The organism is Streptomyces sp. NPDC102270 (assembly GCF_044766405.1).
Taxonomy (GTDB): Bacteria; Actinomycetota; Actinomycetes; order Streptomycetales; family Streptomycetaceae; genus Streptomyces.
The window spans coordinates 416,783-434,661 of record NZ_JBIWLX010000003.1 but is presented as its reverse complement, the minus strand read 5'-3'; the positions used below and the strand labels follow the sequence as shown (position 1 = coordinate 434,661).

At 71.2% G+C, this 17,879-nt stretch carries 15 protein-coding genes; 10 read left to right on the top strand and 5 right to left on the bottom strand.

The genetic code is table 11. From position 1 onward, the window contains the following. The first annotated feature begins 19 nt into the window (after positions 1-19). The 3 genes from ACIRP7_RS07395 (at position 20) to ACIRP7_RS07385 (ending at position 5,557) form a co-directional block, all read left to right on the top strand. Positions 20-2,812, top strand: coding sequence for a SpoIIE family protein phosphatase (locus ACIRP7_RS07395; protein WP_403654982.1), 2,793 nt, complete (start codon positions 20-22; stop codon positions 2,810-2,812). A 133-nt stretch (positions 2,813-2,945) separates the two neighbouring features. Continuing rightward, positions 2,946-4,310 (top strand): FAD-dependent oxidoreductase, encoded by a 1,365-nt coding sequence (locus ACIRP7_RS07390; RefSeq protein WP_403654980.1) that lies wholly within the window; start codon positions 2,946-2,948, stop codon positions 4,308-4,310. Positions 4,311-4,405: 95 nt separating this feature from the next. Next, a complete protein-coding gene (locus ACIRP7_RS07385; RefSeq protein WP_403654978.1) occupies positions 4,406-5,557 on the top strand; it encodes an FAD-dependent oxidoreductase in 1,152 nt (383 codons plus the stop codon). Positions 5,558-5,576: 19 nt separating this feature from the next. Here the strand turns inward: ACIRP7_RS07385 and ACIRP7_RS07380 are convergent, their stop codons facing one another. Further along, the gene (locus ACIRP7_RS07380) at positions 5,577-6,554 is read right to left on the bottom strand and encodes an ABC transporter substrate-binding protein (protein WP_403654976.1); all 978 of its coding nucleotides are present in this window, start codon (positions 6,552-6,554) and stop codon (positions 5,577-5,579) included. A 155-nt stretch (positions 6,555-6,709) separates the two neighbouring features. Between ACIRP7_RS07380 and ACIRP7_RS07375 the strand changes: the two genes are divergently transcribed. Then, complete coding sequence (locus tag ACIRP7_RS07375) at positions 6,710-8,095, top strand: alpha/beta hydrolase family protein (RefSeq protein ID WP_403655146.1); 1,386 nt, start codon at positions 6,710-6,712, stop codon at positions 8,093-8,095. Positions 8,096-8,105: 10 nt separating this feature from the next. Here ACIRP7_RS07375 and ACIRP7_RS07370 read toward each other — a convergent pair whose 3' ends face one another. After that, positions 8,106-9,011, bottom strand: coding sequence for a peptidoglycan-binding protein (locus tag ACIRP7_RS07370; RefSeq protein WP_403654974.1), 906 nt, complete (start codon positions 9,009-9,011; stop codon positions 8,106-8,108). 285 nt (positions 9,012-9,296) lie between these two features. Here ACIRP7_RS07370 and ACIRP7_RS07365 point away from each other — a divergent pair, with 285 nt between their 5' ends. From ACIRP7_RS07365 to ACIRP7_RS07355, 3 genes are all read left to right on the top strand, one after another. After that, the gene (locus tag ACIRP7_RS07365) at positions 9,297-10,637 is read left to right on the top strand and encodes a jacalin-like lectin (RefSeq protein ID WP_403654972.1); all 1,341 of its coding nucleotides are present in this window, start codon (positions 9,297-9,299) and stop codon (positions 10,635-10,637) included. 170 nt (positions 10,638-10,807) lie between these two features. Continuing rightward, on the top strand, positions 10,808-12,184 hold the full coding sequence (locus tag ACIRP7_RS07360; RefSeq protein WP_403654970.1) for a glycoside hydrolase family 43 protein: 1,377 nt from the start codon (positions 10,808-10,810) through the stop codon (positions 12,182-12,184). 84 nt (positions 12,185-12,268) lie between these two features. Beyond that, the gene (locus ACIRP7_RS07355) at positions 12,269-12,763 is read left to right on the top strand and encodes a lamin tail domain-containing protein (RefSeq protein ID WP_403654968.1); all 495 of its coding nucleotides are present in this window, start codon (positions 12,269-12,271) and stop codon (positions 12,761-12,763) included. On the opposite strand, the gene ACIRP7_RS07350 is transcribed toward ACIRP7_RS07355, so the two are convergent. Together ACIRP7_RS07350 and ACIRP7_RS07345 are read right to left on the bottom strand one after the other, a co-directional pair. Beyond that, positions 12,747-13,751, bottom strand: a complete 1,005-nt coding sequence (locus ACIRP7_RS07350; RefSeq protein WP_403654966.1) for a hypothetical protein — start codon at positions 13,749-13,751, stop codon at positions 12,747-12,749. The genes ACIRP7_RS07355 and ACIRP7_RS07350 overlap by 17 nt on opposite strands. Next, positions 13,748-14,128, bottom strand: coding sequence for a PadR family transcriptional regulator (locus ACIRP7_RS07345; protein ID WP_403655144.1), 381 nt, complete (start codon positions 14,126-14,128; stop codon positions 13,748-13,750). Before ACIRP7_RS07345 ends, ACIRP7_RS07350 begins: the two co-directional genes overlap by 4 nt. Positions 14,129-14,480: 352 nt before the next feature. Between ACIRP7_RS07345 and ACIRP7_RS07340 the strand changes: the two genes are divergently transcribed. Then, on the top strand, positions 14,481-15,587 hold the full coding sequence (locus ACIRP7_RS07340) for a hypothetical protein (protein ID WP_403654964.1): 1,107 nt from the start codon (positions 14,481-14,483) through the stop codon (positions 15,585-15,587). Here the strand turns inward: ACIRP7_RS07340 and ACIRP7_RS07335 are convergent. Further along, positions 15,580-16,239 carry a maleylpyruvate isomerase N-terminal domain-containing protein gene (locus tag ACIRP7_RS07335; RefSeq protein WP_403654962.1) on the bottom strand — a complete coding sequence of 220 codons (660 nt, stop codon included), beginning with the start codon at positions 16,237-16,239 and terminating at the stop codon, positions 15,580-15,582. The genes ACIRP7_RS07340 and ACIRP7_RS07335 overlap by 8 nt on opposite strands. Positions 16,240-16,349: 110 nt before the next feature. On the opposite strand from ACIRP7_RS07335, the gene ACIRP7_RS07330 reads away from it, so the two are divergent. Next, positions 16,350-16,889 carry a (2Fe-2S)-binding protein gene (locus ACIRP7_RS07330; RefSeq protein ID WP_403654960.1) on the top strand — a complete coding sequence of 180 codons (540 nt, stop codon included), beginning with the start codon at positions 16,350-16,352 and terminating at the stop codon, positions 16,887-16,889. Next, positions 16,886-17,878, top strand: coding sequence for an FAD binding domain-containing protein (locus tag ACIRP7_RS07325; protein ID WP_403654958.1), 993 nt, complete (start codon positions 16,886-16,888; stop codon positions 17,876-17,878). The genes ACIRP7_RS07330 and ACIRP7_RS07325 overlap by 4 nt, the downstream gene beginning before the upstream one ends. Position 17,879: the final 1 nt, after the last annotated feature.

The following is a 17,879-nucleotide window of genomic DNA, read 5'->3' as shown; positions in this document are numbered from 1 at the left end:
GCAGTGTAGACATGGGCACATGGTCCGACTCCTGGGCCGCTTCGGGGGCGGGCCGGCCCGTCGCCCCGGCGGTCCCCGCCCACCGCAGACACTTGACCACGCCGACGACCGCCACGAGGGCCCACTGAGGGGCAGTTCGCCCACGCGGGCGGAGCGCGACGGAGCCCGGACGCGACGGCCGCCGGGAGCGCTGCGGGCGGCGGTCGGCGGACGCAGCGTGGCCGGACAGGTGTTCGTCCTCCAGGTCGTGATCGTGCTGCTGCTGGTCGTGGCCGCGGTGGTGGCGCTGGTGCTCCAGGTGCGGCACGACAGCACCGTCGAGGCCCGCAACCGTTCGGTGGCCGTCGCCCAGGCGTTCGCCAACGCCCCGGGCACCGTCGAGGCCCTCAGCAGTCCGGACCCCTCCGCGGTGCTCCAGCCGCGTGCCGAGGCGGCCCGTCGGGCGACCGACGTGGACTTCATCGTCGTCATGGACACCGAAGGCATCCGGTACACGCACCCCAAGCCGGACCGCATCGGCAAGAAGTTCGTCGGGAACATCGCCCCCGCGCTGGCCGGCCGTGTGGTGACCGAGGACATCACGGGCACCATCGGACCACTCGTGCAGGCCGTCGTCCCGATCAAGGCGGACGACGGCAAGGTCGTGGGCCTGGTGTCGGCCGGCATCACCACCGCCAAGGTGGGCGGCACCGCCAACCAGCAGCTGCCGCTGCTCCTGATGGCCGCCGCGGTGGGGCTCGCCCTGGCCACGGCGGGCACGGCGCTGGTCAGCCGACGGCTGCTGCGCCAGACGCACGGCCTGGGTCCGCACGAGATGACCCGCATGTACGAGCACCACGACGCGGTGCTGCACGCCGTACGCGAGGGTGTGCTGATCGTCGGCGGCGAGGGGCGGCTGCTGCTCGCCAACGACGAGGCGCACCGGCTGCTCGACCTGCCCGCCGACTCCGAGGGCCGGCACGTCCTGGACCTCGCGCTCCCCGCCGACATCGCCGGGCTGCTGGCGTCCGGGCGCGTCGCCACCGATGAGGTGCACCGGGTCAAGGACCGTCTCCTCGCGGTCAACCAGCGGCCCACCGACATCCAGGGCGGCCCGCCGGGCAGCGTCGCCACCCTGCGCGACTCCACCGAGCTGCGCGCCCTGTCCGGACGCGCCGAGGTCGCCCGCGAGCGCCTCGACATGCTGTACGACGCCACGGTCGGCATCGGCACGAGCCTGGACGTGACCCGCACCGCCGAGGAACTGGCCGAGCTCGCCGTTCCGAGGTTCGCGGACTTCGCCACCGTCGACCTCTTCGACGCGGTGCTCAGCGGGGGCCAGCCGGAGGCGGCGACCACCCTGCGCCGCACCGCGCTCAGCGGCATCCGCGAGGACGCCCCGCTGTACAAGGTCGGCGAGCGCATCCCCCTGGTCGACTCCGCTCCCCAGTCCCGCGGCATCAGCAGCGGCCGGGCCGTCCTGGAGCCGCGTCTGGCAGAGGCCGCCGGATGGCGCGCACAGGACAAGGAGCGCTCCGCCCACGTCCTCGAATACGGCATCCACTCGCTGATCGCCGTCCCCCTGCGGGCCGGCAGCCTCGTCCTGGGCACGGTCAGCTTCTGGCGCTCGGACAAGCCCCAGCCCTTCGACACCGAAGAGGTCGCCCTCGCCGAGGAGCTCGTCACCCGGGCCGCGGTCTCCATCGACAACGCCCGCCGCTACACCCGCGAGCACACCATGGCGGTGACGCTCCAGCGCAGTCTGCTGCCGCGCCGGCTGCCCGAGCAGGACGCCCTGGACATCGCCTACAAGTACCTGCCCGCGCAGGCCGGGGTGGGCGGCGACTGGTTCGACGTACTCCCGCTGTCCGGTGCGCGGGTGGCGCTCGTGGTCGGCGACGTCGTGGGGCACGGGCTGCACGCCGCGGCCACGATGGGCAGGCTGCGCACGGCGGTGCACAACTTCTCCGCCCTGGACCTGCCGCCCGACGAACTGCTTGCCCTGCTCGACGAGTTGGTCGCCCGGATCGACCAGGACGAGGCGGAGGAGAGCGGCAACTCACCGGTCACGGGGGCCACTTGTCTGTACGCCGTCTACGACCCGGTCTCCCGGCTGTGCACGGTCGCCCGGGCCGGCCATCCGCCGCCCGCCGTCATCCACCCCGACGGCAGTGTCGAGTACGCCGACGTGCCCGCCGGTCCCCCGCTCGGCCTCGGCGGCCTGCCGTTCGAGACGGCCGACCTGGAACTCGCCGAGGGCAGCCGCCTGGTGCTCTACACGGACGGGCTGGTGGAGGACCGGGAGCGCGACATCGACGTGGGCCTGGAGCTGCTCCGCACCGCACTGGAGCAGGCCGGCCCCTCGCCCGAGGACACCTGCCGGGCCGTGCTGGACGCGCGGCCGCCGGCCCGGGCCACCGACGACATCGCCCTGATAGTGGCCCGTACCCGGGCGCTGGCGGCCGACCGGATCGCCGAGTGGCAGGTCCCCGGCGACCCGGCGGCCGTCGCCGACGTCCGGGCGACCGTGTCCCGGCAGCTCGCCCGCTGGGACCTGGACGACCTCGCGTTCACCACGGAGCTGATCCTGAGCGAGCTGGTCACCAACGCGATCCGCTACGGTGGCGACCCCATCCACGTCCGCGTGCTGTACGACCGCGCCCTGATCTGCGAGGTCTACGACAGCAGCAATACCTCACCGCATCTGCGGTACGCGGCCATGACCGACGAGGGCGGCCGCGGACTGTTCCTCGTCGCCCAGCTCAGCGACCGCTGGGGCACCCGCTACACCCCGGCGGGCAAGGTCATCTGGGCGGAACAGCAGCTCCCGTGACCGGCTTCGAGACCCTTGGCCACTCATAAGGTGACCTTATGAGCTCATAGAGTGGACCCGCGTACCGACTTAGGCTTGCCTTAGCTTAGGCTTCCCTCGAGTTGATCTGTCACCGCTCGAAGGGAACCTGATCATGCCCCGCCCCCTGCGGGTAGCCATCGTCGGAGCCGGCCCCGCCGGGATCTACGCCGCCGACGCGCTGCTCAAGTCCGATGTGGCCGCCGAACCCGGTGTCTCCATCGACCTCTTCGAGCGGATGCCGGCCCCGTTCGGACTGATCCGTTACGGCGTGGCTCCGGACCACCCCCGGATCAAGGGCATCATCACGGCCCTGCACCAGGTGCTCGACAAGCCGCAGATCCGTCTCTTCGGCAACGTCGACTACCCGACCGACATCAACCTGGACGACCTGCGCGCGTTCTACGACGCCGTGATCTTCTCCACGGGCGCGACCGCCGACCGCGAGCTGCGCATACCGGGCATCGAGCTCGACGGCTCCTACGGCGCCGCCGACTTCGTCTCCTGGTACGACGGCCACCCGGACGTGCCGCGCACCTGGCCCCTGGACGCCGAGAAGGTCGCCGTCCTCGGCGTCGGCAACGTCGCCCTCGACGTGGCGCGCATCCTGGCCAAGACGGCCGACGAACTCCTGCCCACGGAGATCCCGCCGAACGTCCACGAGGGCCTCAAGGCCAACAAGGCTCTGGAGGTCCACGTCTTCGGCCGCCGTGGCCCGGCGCAGGCGAAGTTCTCCCCGATGGAGCTGCGCGAGTTGGACCACTCCCCCAACATCGAGGTCATCGTCGACCCCGAGGACATCGACTACGACGAGGGCTCGATCGAGACCCGGCGCGGCAACAAGCAGGCCGACATGGTCGCCAAGACCCTGGAGAACTGGGCGATCCGCGATGTCGGCGACCGTCCGCACAAGCTGTTCCTGCACTTCTTCGAGTCGCCCACCGAGATCCTCGGTGAGGACGGCAAGGTCGTCGGTCTGCGCACCGAGCGCACCGCCCTCGACGGCACCGGCAACGTCAAGGGCACCGGCGAGTTCAAGGACTGGGACGTCACCGCGGTGTACCGCGCGGTCGGCTACCTCTCCGACAAGCTGCCCAAGCTGCCCTGGGACATCGACTCGGGCACGGTCCCCGACGAGGGCGGCCGGGTCCTGCAGGAGAGCGGCGAGCACCTGCAGTCGACGTACGTCACCGGCTGGATCCGGCGCGGTCCGGTGGGCCTCATCGGCCACACCAAGGGCGACGCCAACGAGACGGTGTCCAACCTCCTGGACGACTTCGCCAACGACCGCCTCCAGACCCCGGGTTCGCCCGAGCCGGAGGCCGTGGACGCGTTCCTCGCCGAGCGGAACGTCCGCTTCACCACCTGGGAGGGCTGGTACAAGCTGGACGCCGCCGAGAAGGCGCTGGGCGAGCCGCAGGGCCGCGCGCGCGTGAAGCTCGTCGAGCGCGAGGACATGCTGCGCGAGAGCGGCGCCTGACCGGACGGGACGGCGGCGGAACCCCCGCCGCCGTCCGGTCGTTCCTTCCGTGTCCGTACGACCGTGCGGGCCGACGCGGGACGAACGGGGTGGGTGTGGCACGCGTACTGGTCATCGGCGGCGGTATCGCCGGTACGGCGGTGGCTCTGGCACTGGACAGGGCGGGCTTCGAGGCCGTCGTGCACGAGGCGCATCCCGACTCGGCGGAGGACATCGGCGCGTTCCTCACCCTGGCGAGCAACGGCATGCGCGCCCTGGCCCAGTTGGACGCCTCCGCTGCGGTCACCGCGATGGGCTTCCCGCTGACCTCACTGCGGGTCCTCGACGACACGGGCACCGAGCGGGCGCACGCCCCCATGGGCGAGACCTCCGACCCGCTGCTCCACTACCGGTGCCTGCGCCGCGGCGACCTCAACACCGCGCTCCAGGCGGAGGCCGCGCGCCGGGGCATCACCGTCCGGCACGGCGCACGGCTCGCCTCCGTCGAGGACGGTCCCGGCGGGGTCACCGCGCACTTCGCCGACGGCACCACCGCGACCGGCGACCTGCTGATCGGCGCCGACGGCCTGAACTCCACCGTACGACGCTCGGTCTCACCCGGGACGCGGCCCTTCTACGCCGGTCAGTACGTCTTCTACGGCTACACGCGCGCCGCCTCTCCTCCCGGCACGGACGCCTGCATCACCATGGTCCGCGGCAGCGGGGCCGCCTTCGGGTACGCGGTGTCGCCGGACGGGGAGGCGTACTGGTTCGCCAGGGTGAGCGGCGACCCGCTGCCCGCCGAGGAGTTGGCGCAGGGTACGCCCGCCGACTGGCGTGCCCTGTTGCTGCCGCTGCTGCGCAAGGACGCCACGCCGGCCGCGGATCTCGTCGCGGCTACCGGCGACGACCTCATGGTCACCAACGCCACCGAGATCCCCACCGGCACCCCGTGGCGGTCAGGACGGACCGTGCTCATCGGCGACGCCGCCCACGCGGCCTCCCCCGCGACCGGCCAGGGCGCCTCGATGGCGCTGGAGGACGCCGTCGTCCTGGCCAAGTCCCTGCGGGACGCACCGGACACGGAGGCCGCGCTCGGCCTCTACGAGAGACTGCGCCGCCCCCGCGTGGAGCACAACATCACCGTCAGCGGCAACATCTCCCGCGGCACCCACACCCCCTCGGCCGCGCCCCGCCCGTCCGACGAGGACCTCGCCCGGCTCCTGGAATGGGGCGGCGACCTCTGGGCCGAACGGCACCCTCTCTAGAGCTCAGCCCCCTGCCCCCTCAGGAGAACAGCGCCTGGATGTCCGGCTTCTTGTCGCCGAAGATGCCGTCCTCCTCGCCGAGCGCGGCGAGCTTCTCCAGTGAGGCCGTGTCGACCTGGGGCGGCCAGCTCGGGAGGATGAGCTTGGTCAGCACATCGCCGCTGATCTTGGTGTAGACGGTGAGGATCTGCCGGGCCTCGTCCGGGTGGCCGGAGGCGTACTTCAGTGACTCCGTCATGGCCTCGGTGAACTTCTTCACCAGGTCGGGGTTCTGCTGTGCGATCTTCGTCGAGGTGAACCAGGTCGCGACGGTGAGATTCGGATCTGTCTCGGCGAAGGGCGAGGCGATGACCCGGGCGCCCTGCGCCTTGGCCACGGTCTGGGCCGGCTCGCCCATCCACGCGGCGTCCACGCGACCGCCGTCCAGCGCGGCCGGCATCTGGTCGAAGGGGATCTCGACGAACTTCACCTTCGCCGGGTCGCCGCCGTCCTCGCGCACCGACTCGCGGACCGTGGTGTCCCCGATGTTCTGCAGGGTGTTCACGGCGACCGTGCGCCCGGCCAGGTCCTTCGCGGACTTCACCGGGCTGTCCTTCTTCACCAGGACACCGGTGACGTCGGCTCCGACCTTGCCGTTGGAAGCCGCCCCGTTGACCACGGACTTCACAGGGACGCCCTTGGTCTGGGCGAGCATCAGGGACGTGGTGTTGCTGAAGCCGAACTGGAACTGACCGCTCACCACCCCGGGGATGATCGCCGCACCGCCCTGCGCGGTCACCATCTTCAGCTCGATCCCGCGACGGGCGAAGAACCCCTGCTTCTGCCCGAGGTAGAGCGGCGCCACGTCGACGATGGGGATGACACCGACGGTGACCTGGGTCTTCTTCGCTCCGTCCGCGGACGATGTGCCGCCGCTCCCGGAGTTCGACGATCCGCATCCGGCGGCGCCCGCGAGGGTCACCACCGCAACGGCAAGTCCGAGCACACGCCTTTGCATGGGGCCCTCCTGACGAGGCGTCAGAGCGCCTCACGACCCGTCCACTGATGTTGTGCACATCATTGACGCCCGCAATGTACACGCCTACTTTCGCCGGTGTCAGTCCCCCCGACCGCAGCAAAATACGGACTGCCCCAAGGAGCCCACGTCTCGTGATGCACCGCATCCGCACCCGCACGCTCGTCACCGTGGCGGCACTGCTGCTCGCCGCTCCCCTCACCCCGGCCGCCCACGCCGCCGAGGACGTCCATCTCGAGGGCCGCCTGCCGTCCGGCGCGACCTACCTCATGGACGTGCCGGCCGGCTGGAACGGCACGGTCCTCCTCTACAGCCACGGCTACACACCGCCCGGCGTCCCCAACGCGGCCCGCAACGCGCCCGACGACACCACGAAGTCCCTGCTCCTGAAGCAGGGTTACGCGCTCATCGGATCCTCGTACGCCACCACCGGCTGGGCCGTCACCGAGGCCGTACCCGACCAGCTCGCCACCCTCGACACCTTCACCGCCCGCTTCGGACGCGCGGGACGCACCATCGCCTGGGGCACGTCCTACGGCGGCTTCGTCACGACCGCCCTCGCGGAACGCCACGCGTCCCGTCTCGCCGGTTCCCTGTCGATGTGCGGTCTGGTCCAGGGCGGTGTCGCCAACTGGAACAGCACGCTGGACCCGGTCTTCGCGCTGAAGGCGCTCCTCGCACCCGGCTCCGGCATCCCGCTGACCGGGCTGCCGAGCCCGGCCGCCGCCACCCGGGCCTCCGACGACATGACGGCTGTCCTCACCGAGGCGCAGCGGACCGCCGACGGACGGGCCCGCATCGCGCTCGCCGCGGCCCTGCACAACATCCCCGGCTGGAACGATCCTTCACAGCCCCGGCCCGAGCCCACCGACCGGGACGCCCAGCAGTTGGGCCAGTACCAGGCCGTCGTCGGACTGGTGAAGTTCCCCGCCTTCGTGTGGCGTCAGGAGGCCGAGGCCCGGGCGGGCGGGAACATGTCGTGGAACACCGGCGTGGACTACCACGCGATGCTCCGCGGCTCCCCCTACCTCAAGGAGGTCAAGGAGCTGTACGCGAAGGCCGGTCTCTCGCTGAAGTCCGACCTCAACACCCTCGACAAGGCCCCGCGCACCCGCGCCGACAGGAAGGCCGTCGACTGGATGACCCGTACGAGCACCTTCACCGGCCGCCTCAGCAAGCCCCAACTGAACATTCACACCACCGGCGACGCACTGATCCCGGTGCAGTCCGAGAGCGCCTACCTCCGGGCCGCGACCGCCGGGGGCTCGGCTCCACTGCTGCGGCAGCGCTACGTCGACAACGCGGGCCACTGCACCTTCAGCCCCGGCGAGCAGATCGCCGCCCTGCACGCGCTGGAGGACCGGATCAGGAGCGGCCACTGGCTCGGCAGTGATCCCGCCGCACTCAACTCCCGTGCCACCGAAGCCGATCCGGCCTCACCGGCCCGCTATCTCCCCTACGCGCCGACCGGTTACCCCCGCCCCTACGACCGGGCACACCCATCCGACGGGCACCGGAAGTAGCCCCAGGCCGTCACGGCTGCGAGGTCTCCGACTCGAGCGCGGCGCGCGTCGCCGTGCCGTAGACGCCGGGCTCGTCCTTGGTGACGAAGCGGGTGACCTGGTAGGTGCGCACCGCGCTCTCGACCTGCTGGTCGAAGTCGCCGTCGGCCTCCCCGGCGTAGACGCCGAGCTGCCGCAGGCGGAGCTGGAGTTCGACGACCTCGGGCCCCTGGTCACCGAGGCCGAGGACAGGAGGCCGGCCGCTCGACGCCGTCGGGCCGGGGCCCACCGTGGCCGTGGCGGCGGCGCTCGACGGGGCGCGGGTCGGGGTGGTGGTGCCCGTCGGGGACGCGCTGTCACTGGACTCCGCGCTCGGCGAGGAGGAGGGCGGTGCGGACGACCGCGTCGAGGTCGCCGTAGGGGAAGACGCCGTGACGGAGGGAGCGCTCGACGACGGGGGCGCCTCCGGCACGCCCGCGCGTACGCCGCCGACCACGGAGCCGTCCCGTGAAGGGCCGTCGTAGGTGAAGAGCCCGCCGACGAATCCGCCCGTGACCAGGACGGCGACGGCTGCTCCCGCCCCGGCGACGATCAGGTTCCGCCGCCCGCGGCCGTGCGGGGCGCTGTCGGCCGGGGACGGGACGCGCGGCTCCTCGCGAGTTGCCGGTCCCGCGTCCACCGGGACCAGGACGGTCTCACTCAAGTCCCCTGCCGGGGCCGGTCGTTCCGGCTCTCCGGCCGGGTCCGCCGGTTCCTCGCCGACCTCCACGAAGGGCCGGATGCGCACCGGATCGAAGTCCTCCACCGCGGCCGCCTCGGCCGTACGGGACTCGCGGTGGGCCTCGGATGCGCGGTGTGCGCAGGTGCAGGAGGGAGTGCCGTCCGCCGCCCTGGGCGCCCCGCACTCCGGGCAGACGAGGACTGGTGGTTCACTCACACGCGTCCCCTCTCCCTACGATCTTCATATCGTAGACAGATATGCCGCGCAGAAATTCCACACCCCGTATCGCTCGGAAACCATGGCATCCACAGGGCCGGGATTCAGCCACCGTGCGTGAAGGAGAGATGAACGTCGGTGGGCACGGGGCCCCAACGCCCGGTCCGGCGCTGGGAACTTGGCGATCCGGGCGTGCAGAAGACGGCGACAACATGGGGTAACCAGCGGTAACTTCTCTCCCGCCCCGCCACTTCACCCGTGCCACTCCTCCAGGAGACACCCCCCATGCGCAGACTTCTCGCCGCTCTGGCGACGACCACCGCCGTCCTCGGCGGACTCACCGCGGCCGCCCCGACCGCCACGGCCGCCGACTCGGGCAGCTTCAGTGTCCTCAGCTACAACGTGGCCGGCCTGCCCTCGGCCATCTCCAGCGCATCGACACCCCGTGAGTCGAGCACCACGGCGATCGGCCAGCGGATCGCGCCGTACGACATCGTCCACGTGGAGGAGGACTTCAACTACCACGCCTACCTCTACGCGGGCGACACGAACCACGCCTACCGCACGCCCACCAGCGGCGGCGCCGGCATCGGCAGCGGCCTGAACACCCTGTCCAAAATCCCCTACGACGCCGACGACTTCGAGCGGGTGCGCTGGAACTCCTGCCAGGTGGACTCGGGCGACTGCCTCACGCCCAAGGGCTTCACCTTCATGCGCGAGCGCCTCGCCGAGGGCGTCTACGTCGACTTCTACAACCTGCACACCAACGCCGGCACCAACGACGGGGACCTCGCCTCGCGCGCGGACAACCTCAACCAGCTCACCGCGTTCATCAAGGCCCACTCCGCCGGCAACGCCGTCGTGGTCATGGGTGACACCAACACCCGCTACACCCGCTCCGGTGACACCATCGCCGAGTTCGCCGCCGCCAACGGCCTCACCGACCCCTGGGTCCAGCTGATCCGTGGCGGCACCCCGCCCGCCAAGGGCAGCGACGCCCTGGTCTGCGACCAGACCGGCACCACCGTCCCCAACACCTGCGAGGTCGTCGACAAGGTCCTCTACCGCAGCAGCCCCCTCGTCTCCCTCAACGCGACCTCGTACAACAACGAGCACGCCAAGTTCCTCACCAGCGACAATCTGATGCTCTCCGACCACGACCCGATCACCGTCGGCTTCACCTGGTCGCGCAACTCCGCCTACCGGCTCAGCGACCAGTACGGCGGCCCGCACGGCGACTACTTCAACGACATCGCCGCCGTCCCCGCCGGTGCCCGCGCCACCACGGTCGCCCTGCGGGCCGGATCCCGCGTCGACCAGCTGGGCCTCACGCTGGCGAACGGCACCGCGCTCACCCACGGCGGAACCGGCGGCACCGCATCCTCCCTGTCCCTGGGCAGCGGGGAGTACGTGACCGCGGCCCAGCTCTGCCAGGGCGAGTACAGCGGCCACACGCGGATCTTCTACGCCAAGTTCTCGACCAACCTCGGCCGCACCCTGGCCGGCGGCACCACCACCTCCGACTGCGTGACCCGCACCGCACCGACCGGCTGGCAGATCACCGGGTTCCACGGCCGTGGCGGCGACGAGGTCGACAAGCTCGGCTTCATCTACACCCAGCGCTGACCCACCCGCCCCGGGGCGCTCCCGAGCGCCCCGGGTGCACAGGAATCACAAAAGAGTGACAGGACGATTGACGCGCCCACGGCCAGGGCCTACTTTCTGACCGATTTACCGAACCGCGTTCGAAATACCGGTCACTTGAGGTGCCCCCGCACGCCAGCTTGGAGAACAAGATGAGCGCAAACCCCCACCTGTCCCGTCGCGGCCTCCTGGGCATGACGGCCGCCGTGCCGCTCGCCCTGACGCTCGGCGCGGGCACCGCGCAGGCCGCCGACTCGGCGTACGCGATGGTCTACTTCACCGAGTCGACCAACCTCGGCGACGGCACCGACTACGGGCTCCACCTGGCCGTGAGCCCCGACGGGCTCAACTGGACGCCGCTCAACCAGAACAACCCCCTGGTCACCCCCACCGCCGGCGCCCTGGGCCTGCGCGACCCGTTTCTCATGCGCAAGCAGGACGGCACCTTCGTCGTACTCGCCACCGACCTCAAGGGCACCGACTGGAGCTACAACAGCCAGTACATCCACGTCTGGGACTCCGCCGACCTGCGCACCTTCACCGGCTACCGGCGCCTGAAGCTGCACGACATGACGACCCACAGCTGGGCGCCCGAGGCGTTCTGGGACGCGAGCCGGGGCCAGTACGCGGTGATCTACTCCGCGGTCAACTCCAGCGGCCACAACGTGATCATGGTCAACTACACCAGCGACTTCGTCACCGCCTCGGCCCCGCAGGTCTTCTTCGACCCCGGCTACGACGTCATCGACGGCGACATGGCCCTCGGGGTGAGCGGCTACAACTACCTCTTCTTCAAGAAGAACCAGACCCTGGTGAGCGCCCGATCCACCACCCTGAACCCGGGCAGCTTCACCGAGTACAGCGCGGGCGTGGCCCACGGCGGCACCGAAGCCCCCACCGTGGTCAAGTCCCTCACCTCCGGAACCTGGTGGCTGTGGGGAGACACCTACACCCCCAACGGCGTCTTCTACGCCTGGCAGTCCAGCAGCCCCGCCACCGGCACCTGGACCGCTCTCGACCAGAAGACCTACACCCAGCCGGTCAACTCCAAGCACTGCGGCATCGCCACGATCACCACCGCCGAGTACAACAACCTGCTCACCAAGTGGGGCGCGCCGACCTGGAACCGGCTCAAGTCCTACAACTTCCCGGCCCGTTACGTCCGCCACTCCGACTACACGGGCCGCATCGACGAGTACCCGATCGAGCCGTACAAGGACTCCCTGTGGACCCTCGTCCCGGGTCTCGCCGACAGTTCCGGCGTGTCCTTCCGGTCGGTCAACTACCCCGACCGCTACCTGCGGCACTACAACTACCAGCTCCGGCTCGACGTCAACGACGGCACGTCGACCTTCGCCGGTGACGCGACCTTCTACCGCACCGCGGGCCTCGCGGACGCGAGCTGGGCCTCCTTCCGCTCGTACAACAACCCGACCCGCTACATCCGCCACTCCAACTACGTCCTGCGCATCGACCCGGTGTCCACGACCACGGAAAAGCAGGACGCCACATTCCGGGTAGGTTACTGATTCAACCGAAAAGCCCCCCTTGGCGCCCCGCGTTGTATACGCTCCAGGTCTTCTTCACGAGACCTTCACAGGGGGGCTTTTCCCATGCGCAGAGGACACATAGCCGTCGTCGCGGCCGCAGGCGCGCTGACCGTGCTGACCGCGGTCCCGGCCCACGCCGCCGAGTACTCGTCGGCGCTGAAGATCAAGGGCGTCCAGTACGACGCCCCGGGCCGGGACTCCAACAGCTGTGCCACCGGCAACACCGACGAGGAGTACCTGACGATCAAGAACTACTCGAGGACCGCGACGGTGAACCTCAAGGGGTACGTCGTCCGGGACTCCACCAGCACCAACAAGTTCACGTTCACGAAGAACCACACGCTCCAGCCCGGCGACCATGTGAAGCTGCGCGGCGGCCACGGCACCGATTCCGACGGGAACAACGTCGTCTACCGCAACAACTGCAACTTCATCTGGAACAACGACAAGGACACGATCTACCTCTACAAGCCCTCGGGCGCGCACGCCGACACCCACGCGTACACCAAGAGGGCCGACGACCGGGACGGCAACGGGTACATCACGTACCACGGCTGAGCAAGTCGCGTCCGCTCACCACGGCCAACGCGGCGGTCAGGGTTACCAGGACCACCGCCTGGGTCAGGACACCCACGCGCAGCGCCCCGGGCAGGACGTCGAGCCACGGGTAGACCGCGGTGATCCGGACCGCCAGCAGGAGCAGCCCCAGTGCCGCGAGGGCGGCGGCCTCCTCGGCGGGGACGCGGCGCTCGCCCCGCACGCGGTACAGCAGCCGGGCGAGGGCCGTCACGAGGTAGCAGGTGACGAGCGCCCAGACGGTGCCGACCCCGCCGGGCAGCGCCACGGCGGAGCCGCCCATCAGCACGCAGGAGGCCGCGAAGACCAGGCCGGGCGTGCCCGCGGGCAGGGCCGCCGCGGGCGCGTCGCGGTGGTGGGCAGTGCACAGCGCCAGCGCCGACGCCCAGGCCGGCACGGCGGCCGCGACGACGTAGGCGGAGTCCGACGGGGCGAAGTCACGGGCCCAGATGTCGACCAGCGGCCACAGCGTCGGCAGGGCCGCCACGAGCGCGGAGACCTGGGCGAGGCGGCGGTGGTCGCGCAGGAGGGCGACGTAGGCGACCGTCCACAGCAGCGGCAGGAACCACTGGGCGAGCGCGCCGGCACCAACCCATACTCCGTGGCCCGCAAAGCCGTCCGTGAACATGTCCCACTGGCTCCCGCCACGGGTCGACGCCCAGGTCAGCCCGAGGACCCGGTCGGCCACGGCGGACGCCGCCTGGAGCAGGACGGCGAAGAGCGCGAAGAGACGGACGGCCGAGCCGACTACGGCGTAGCGGCGAGGCGCACCGCCCGCGCCGAGCCTGCTGCGCACGGCCAGGGCGACGATGCTCGCCACCTCCCCGAGGGTGGGCCGGCTCTGCTCCTGGGTCTCCTGGTCGACGTCCCAGAGGTAGGTCTCGACCATCTCCTCCTCCCGCTCGTGCCGGTAATAGGCGGGCAGCAGGCGCAGGACGGCGCGGTAACGGGCTTCGAGCAGCGTCGTCATGCCAGACCTCCGGCGAGTCCGGGCCCCGTCGCGGGCACGTCGGTGGTGCCAGGAGCACCTTGGGATGTACGGCGCCCCTCGGCGATCCGCTTCTTGGCGGCGCTCGCTCCGGCGGCCAGCCGCTCAGCCTCGGCGGCCAGGGCCGCGGTGCCCTCGTCGGTGAGGCGGTAGTAACGCCGGAGCCTGCCCGACTGCACCTCCTCGCGGTCCAGCACGATCAGTCCGTCGGCGGCGAGCCGGTCCAGTACGCCGTAGAGGGTGCCGACGCGCATCTGCACGGCACCCTCGGAGAGGTCCTCGACCTCGCGCAGGATGCCGTAGCCGTGCCGCGGCTGATCGGCGAGGGCGGTCAGGACGAAGAAGGCCGCCTGTGTCATGTTCCTCGGTGCCATGAACACGAATATATCGGCTGCCGATATATACAGCCAGCCGAATCGCGCAAGCGGGCGGAGACGACGAACAGGGCTCGCCCCAATGCGGATGGTGGGCGGGCCCTGTTCGAGAGGTCATTTTGGCGTGCCGGCCCGCGAACCGGGCACGAGTGAACCGCGGTTGCTCTGTGCGAAGCGTGTGCGCCCCGTGTGCGCGGGGCAGTTCACGGTGAGCGTTCCGTACCGGCGGGCGCCGCACGCCGGGCGTGTCCGCCTGCCGGACCCCGCCTGGTCCGCAAGGGCCGGCGACGACGATACTTGGCCCTGGCACGCACCACTCCTTCTCACAGATGGACCCATGTCAAGCACTCCCACGGCAGACCCCACGGCACCTTCCACCGTCTGGCTGGCCCACGGCCGCCATCTCGGATCCGATGCGGCCGACGTCCTGCGCCGAAACCTGGAGCGACTGAAGGAGAACGCGACCCTCGACGACTTCCAGGAGCCGTCCGAGACCGGGGACGCCCCGGAGCGGATCTTCGAGGCCCGCTGGCGGGTCGCCGACGAGGTGACCGTCCGGGCCCGGCTCTCGCTCGCCCCCGTGTCGAGCGGCGGACAGGAGTGGGTGCTGGCGGCCGAGGCCGAGCAGCCGTGGGACCTGCGGTGGCCCTCGCCCGCGACCATGTTCTGGCCCGACGGTGATGACGTCTTCTGGGACCGCGACGCCGCCACAGGGCTGCGCCTGAGGGACCTGAGCATGCTGCCCGAGGAGGACAAGGACGTACGGCGGGTGCTCCGGCAGGCCGTGCGCGGCAGCTGGGCGGTGCATGTCGTCGTCCACGAAGCCATGACCCCTGGCGCGAGCGGCCGCCGACCGCTGGCGGACATGCTGCCGCCGAGCCTGCGCCACCGGGTGGTCGAGCACCGGGCGCAGCCGCACCAACTGCGGGTCCTGAACTGGGCGGTGAAGGAGTTCGGCGTGGAGGTGCCGCGCGGCGGTGCCGTGGTGCTGCCCGGGACGCCGGTGCCGCCCGGCTTCGACGGCCAGGACTTCTCCGTACGCAATGTGTTCCTCGACGGCTCGGAGCCCACCGAGCTGATCGCGACCGTGACGCGGTACGCCGCGATGCCCAAGCCGCTCCCGGCGGGCGCCGAGGCGGCCGTGACCGCGCTGCGGGAGCAGTGGCAGCTGTTGACGCTGGAGGAGGAGCTCGAACGCGAACGGGCGCTCGTGGCGATGTACGCCGAGGCGCTGGAGGCCATGACGAAGTCCCGGGACCTGTACCGGGAGGCAGCCGAGCGGGCCAACGAGGCCCTGGCGATCTACCGCGAGAACGCCCCGGAGCCCCGGGCGGACCCGGAGGCCGCCTCGCCGTTGCAGCAGCTGTCCAAGACGTTCGGGCGCTGGAAGGGCACCCTGCGGCCGCCGGCCCGTGACGAGGACCCGGACCGGCAGATCAGCTGAAGAGCGGGAACCGGTCCGCGTCCGCGCCGAGGGCACCGCGTTCGGGCTCCGTGAGCGGTGCGCGTCCGGTGGCGGCGCGGGCGTAGTGCTCGTCGCTCCAGTCGAGCGGAAGGGGCCGCCCGAGGAGGCCGTCGAGCGTGGCACGCACCGCGGCCAGTCCGGCAGGTGCGGGGCCGGGCGCGTCCGGCAGGTCGATGACGAGGTCGAGGTGGTGGACGGTGGCCTCGACGACGAGGGTGACCACGAGGTCCCCGGTCGTCAGCACATGGCCCTGGGTGGCGACCCGCAGATCCGGCCGGGCGTCGGCGGCGGCGTTCACGGTGGCCGTGGTGGTCTCCAGGTACAGGTCGCGCAGCTGACGGAAATCGAGGAACATGCTGGCGCTCACCCGGTTGAAGCGCCGCCCGTTCGCCGCGCCGGCCGGGTCCGGCGCCCAGTCCCGCCAGTAGGTCACCGCGTCCCGGTCGGGCGGTCCGGCCGCGGGCGTGTGCAGGGCGACCAGGGCCCGCTGGGCGTCCGCGGTGCAGTGGAAGACCAGGTCGCGCACCGCCCAGCCCGCGCAGCCGGTGGGCCGCCAGGACTCCTCGTCGTCGAGCGGGCGTACCACGGCCGCGAAGGCCTCGTAGGCGGCCCGCAAGACGTCTGCGTTCATGGGACCAGCCTAAGCGGGCTCATTTCGCGGGTGGCGGGAGGTGTCGGAGGGCCCGCTGTGGATACGCGGTGGGGACAGCACCTCGGCCCGTCCGGAAGGTCACCGTCATCATGAGCGGCGAGAACAGCGACCACGCCACCTGCTCGGAGACGACGCTCACGGTCAACGGAAAACCCCACACCCTCCTCGTGGACCACCGGCGCGTCCTGCTCGACGTCCTGCGCGAGGATCTGGAGCTGTGGGGTGCCAGGAAGGGCTGTGACCACGGACAGTGCGGGGCCTGCACGGTCCTGGTGGACGGGCGCCGGGTCAACAGCTGTCTGCTGCTCGCGGTCGCCCTGGACGGCAGCGAGGTCCGGACCGTCGAGGGCCTCGGCGGCGACGGGGAGCAACTGCATCCCCTGCAACAGGCCTTCCTCGACCGCGACGCCTTCCAGTGCGGTTACTGCACCCCCGGCCAGCTCTGCTCGGCGCTCGGCATGCTCGACGAGGCCGCGGCGGGTCACCCCTCGCGCGTCACCGGCGAGATGCCGGCCGGCCGCCCCGTACCGCTGGACCGGGACGAGATCCGTGAGCGGCTCAACGGCAATCTGTGCCGCTGCGGCGCCTATCCCCGCATCGTCGACGCGGTCGAGGACGTGATCCGGTGAAGACCTTCGACTACGTACGGGCCTCCAGCCCCGAAGAGGCGGCGGAGCTCTTCGCCGCCCGCCCCGGCGCCCGCTATCTCGGCGGCGGCACCAACCTGGTCGACCTGATGAAGCTCGGCGTCGAACAGCCGGACGTGCTCGTCGACGTCAGCCGCCTGCCCCTGGACGAGGTTCAGGAGCTCCCGGACGGCTCGCTGCGCGTCGGCGCCACGGTCCGCAACAGCGACCTGGCGGCCCATCCGGCCGTGCGTGAGCGCTATCCGGCCCTCTCCCAGGCCCTGCTCGCGGGTGCCTCGGGGCAACTGCGCAACGCGGCCACCACGGGCGGCAACCTGCTCCAGCGCACCCGCTGCCCCTACTTCCAGGACCTGTCCAAACCCTGCAACAAACGGGCACCGGGCAGCGGTTGCGGCGCACGCGAGGGCGTGCACCGGGACCACGCGGTGCTCGGGCATTCCCCGCACTGCATCGCCACGCACCCCTCGGACATGGCCGTAGCACTCGCCGCGCTGGACGCTCACGTGGAGCTGTACGGCACCGAGGGCCCCCGGAGCGTGCCCGTGGCCGACTTCCACCGGTTGCCGGGGGAACATCCCGAGCAGGACACCGAGATCCTCCCCGGCGAACTCATCACCGGAGTGCTGCTCCCCGCGTCCCCAGCCGGACTGCCGTCCGCCTATCGCAAGGCCAGGGACCGGGCGTCGTACGCCTTCGCCCTCGCCTCGGTGGCCGCCGTGGTGCGGGTGACGGACGGGGTGGTCGACCATGCCGGGATCGCCTTCGGCGCGCTGGCGCACCGGCCCTGGCGGGCCCGGCGGGCGGAGCAGGCGCTGCTGGGTGCCGCGCCCACGGCGGCCGCGTTCGAGCACGCGGTCGACCTGGAGCTCTCCGCCGCCGAGCCACTGCGGGACAACGGCTACAAGGTGCCCCTGGCGCGCTCGCTCGCCCTGGACGTCCTGACCCGCCTCACCGCGGCCGCAAGGATTTGAG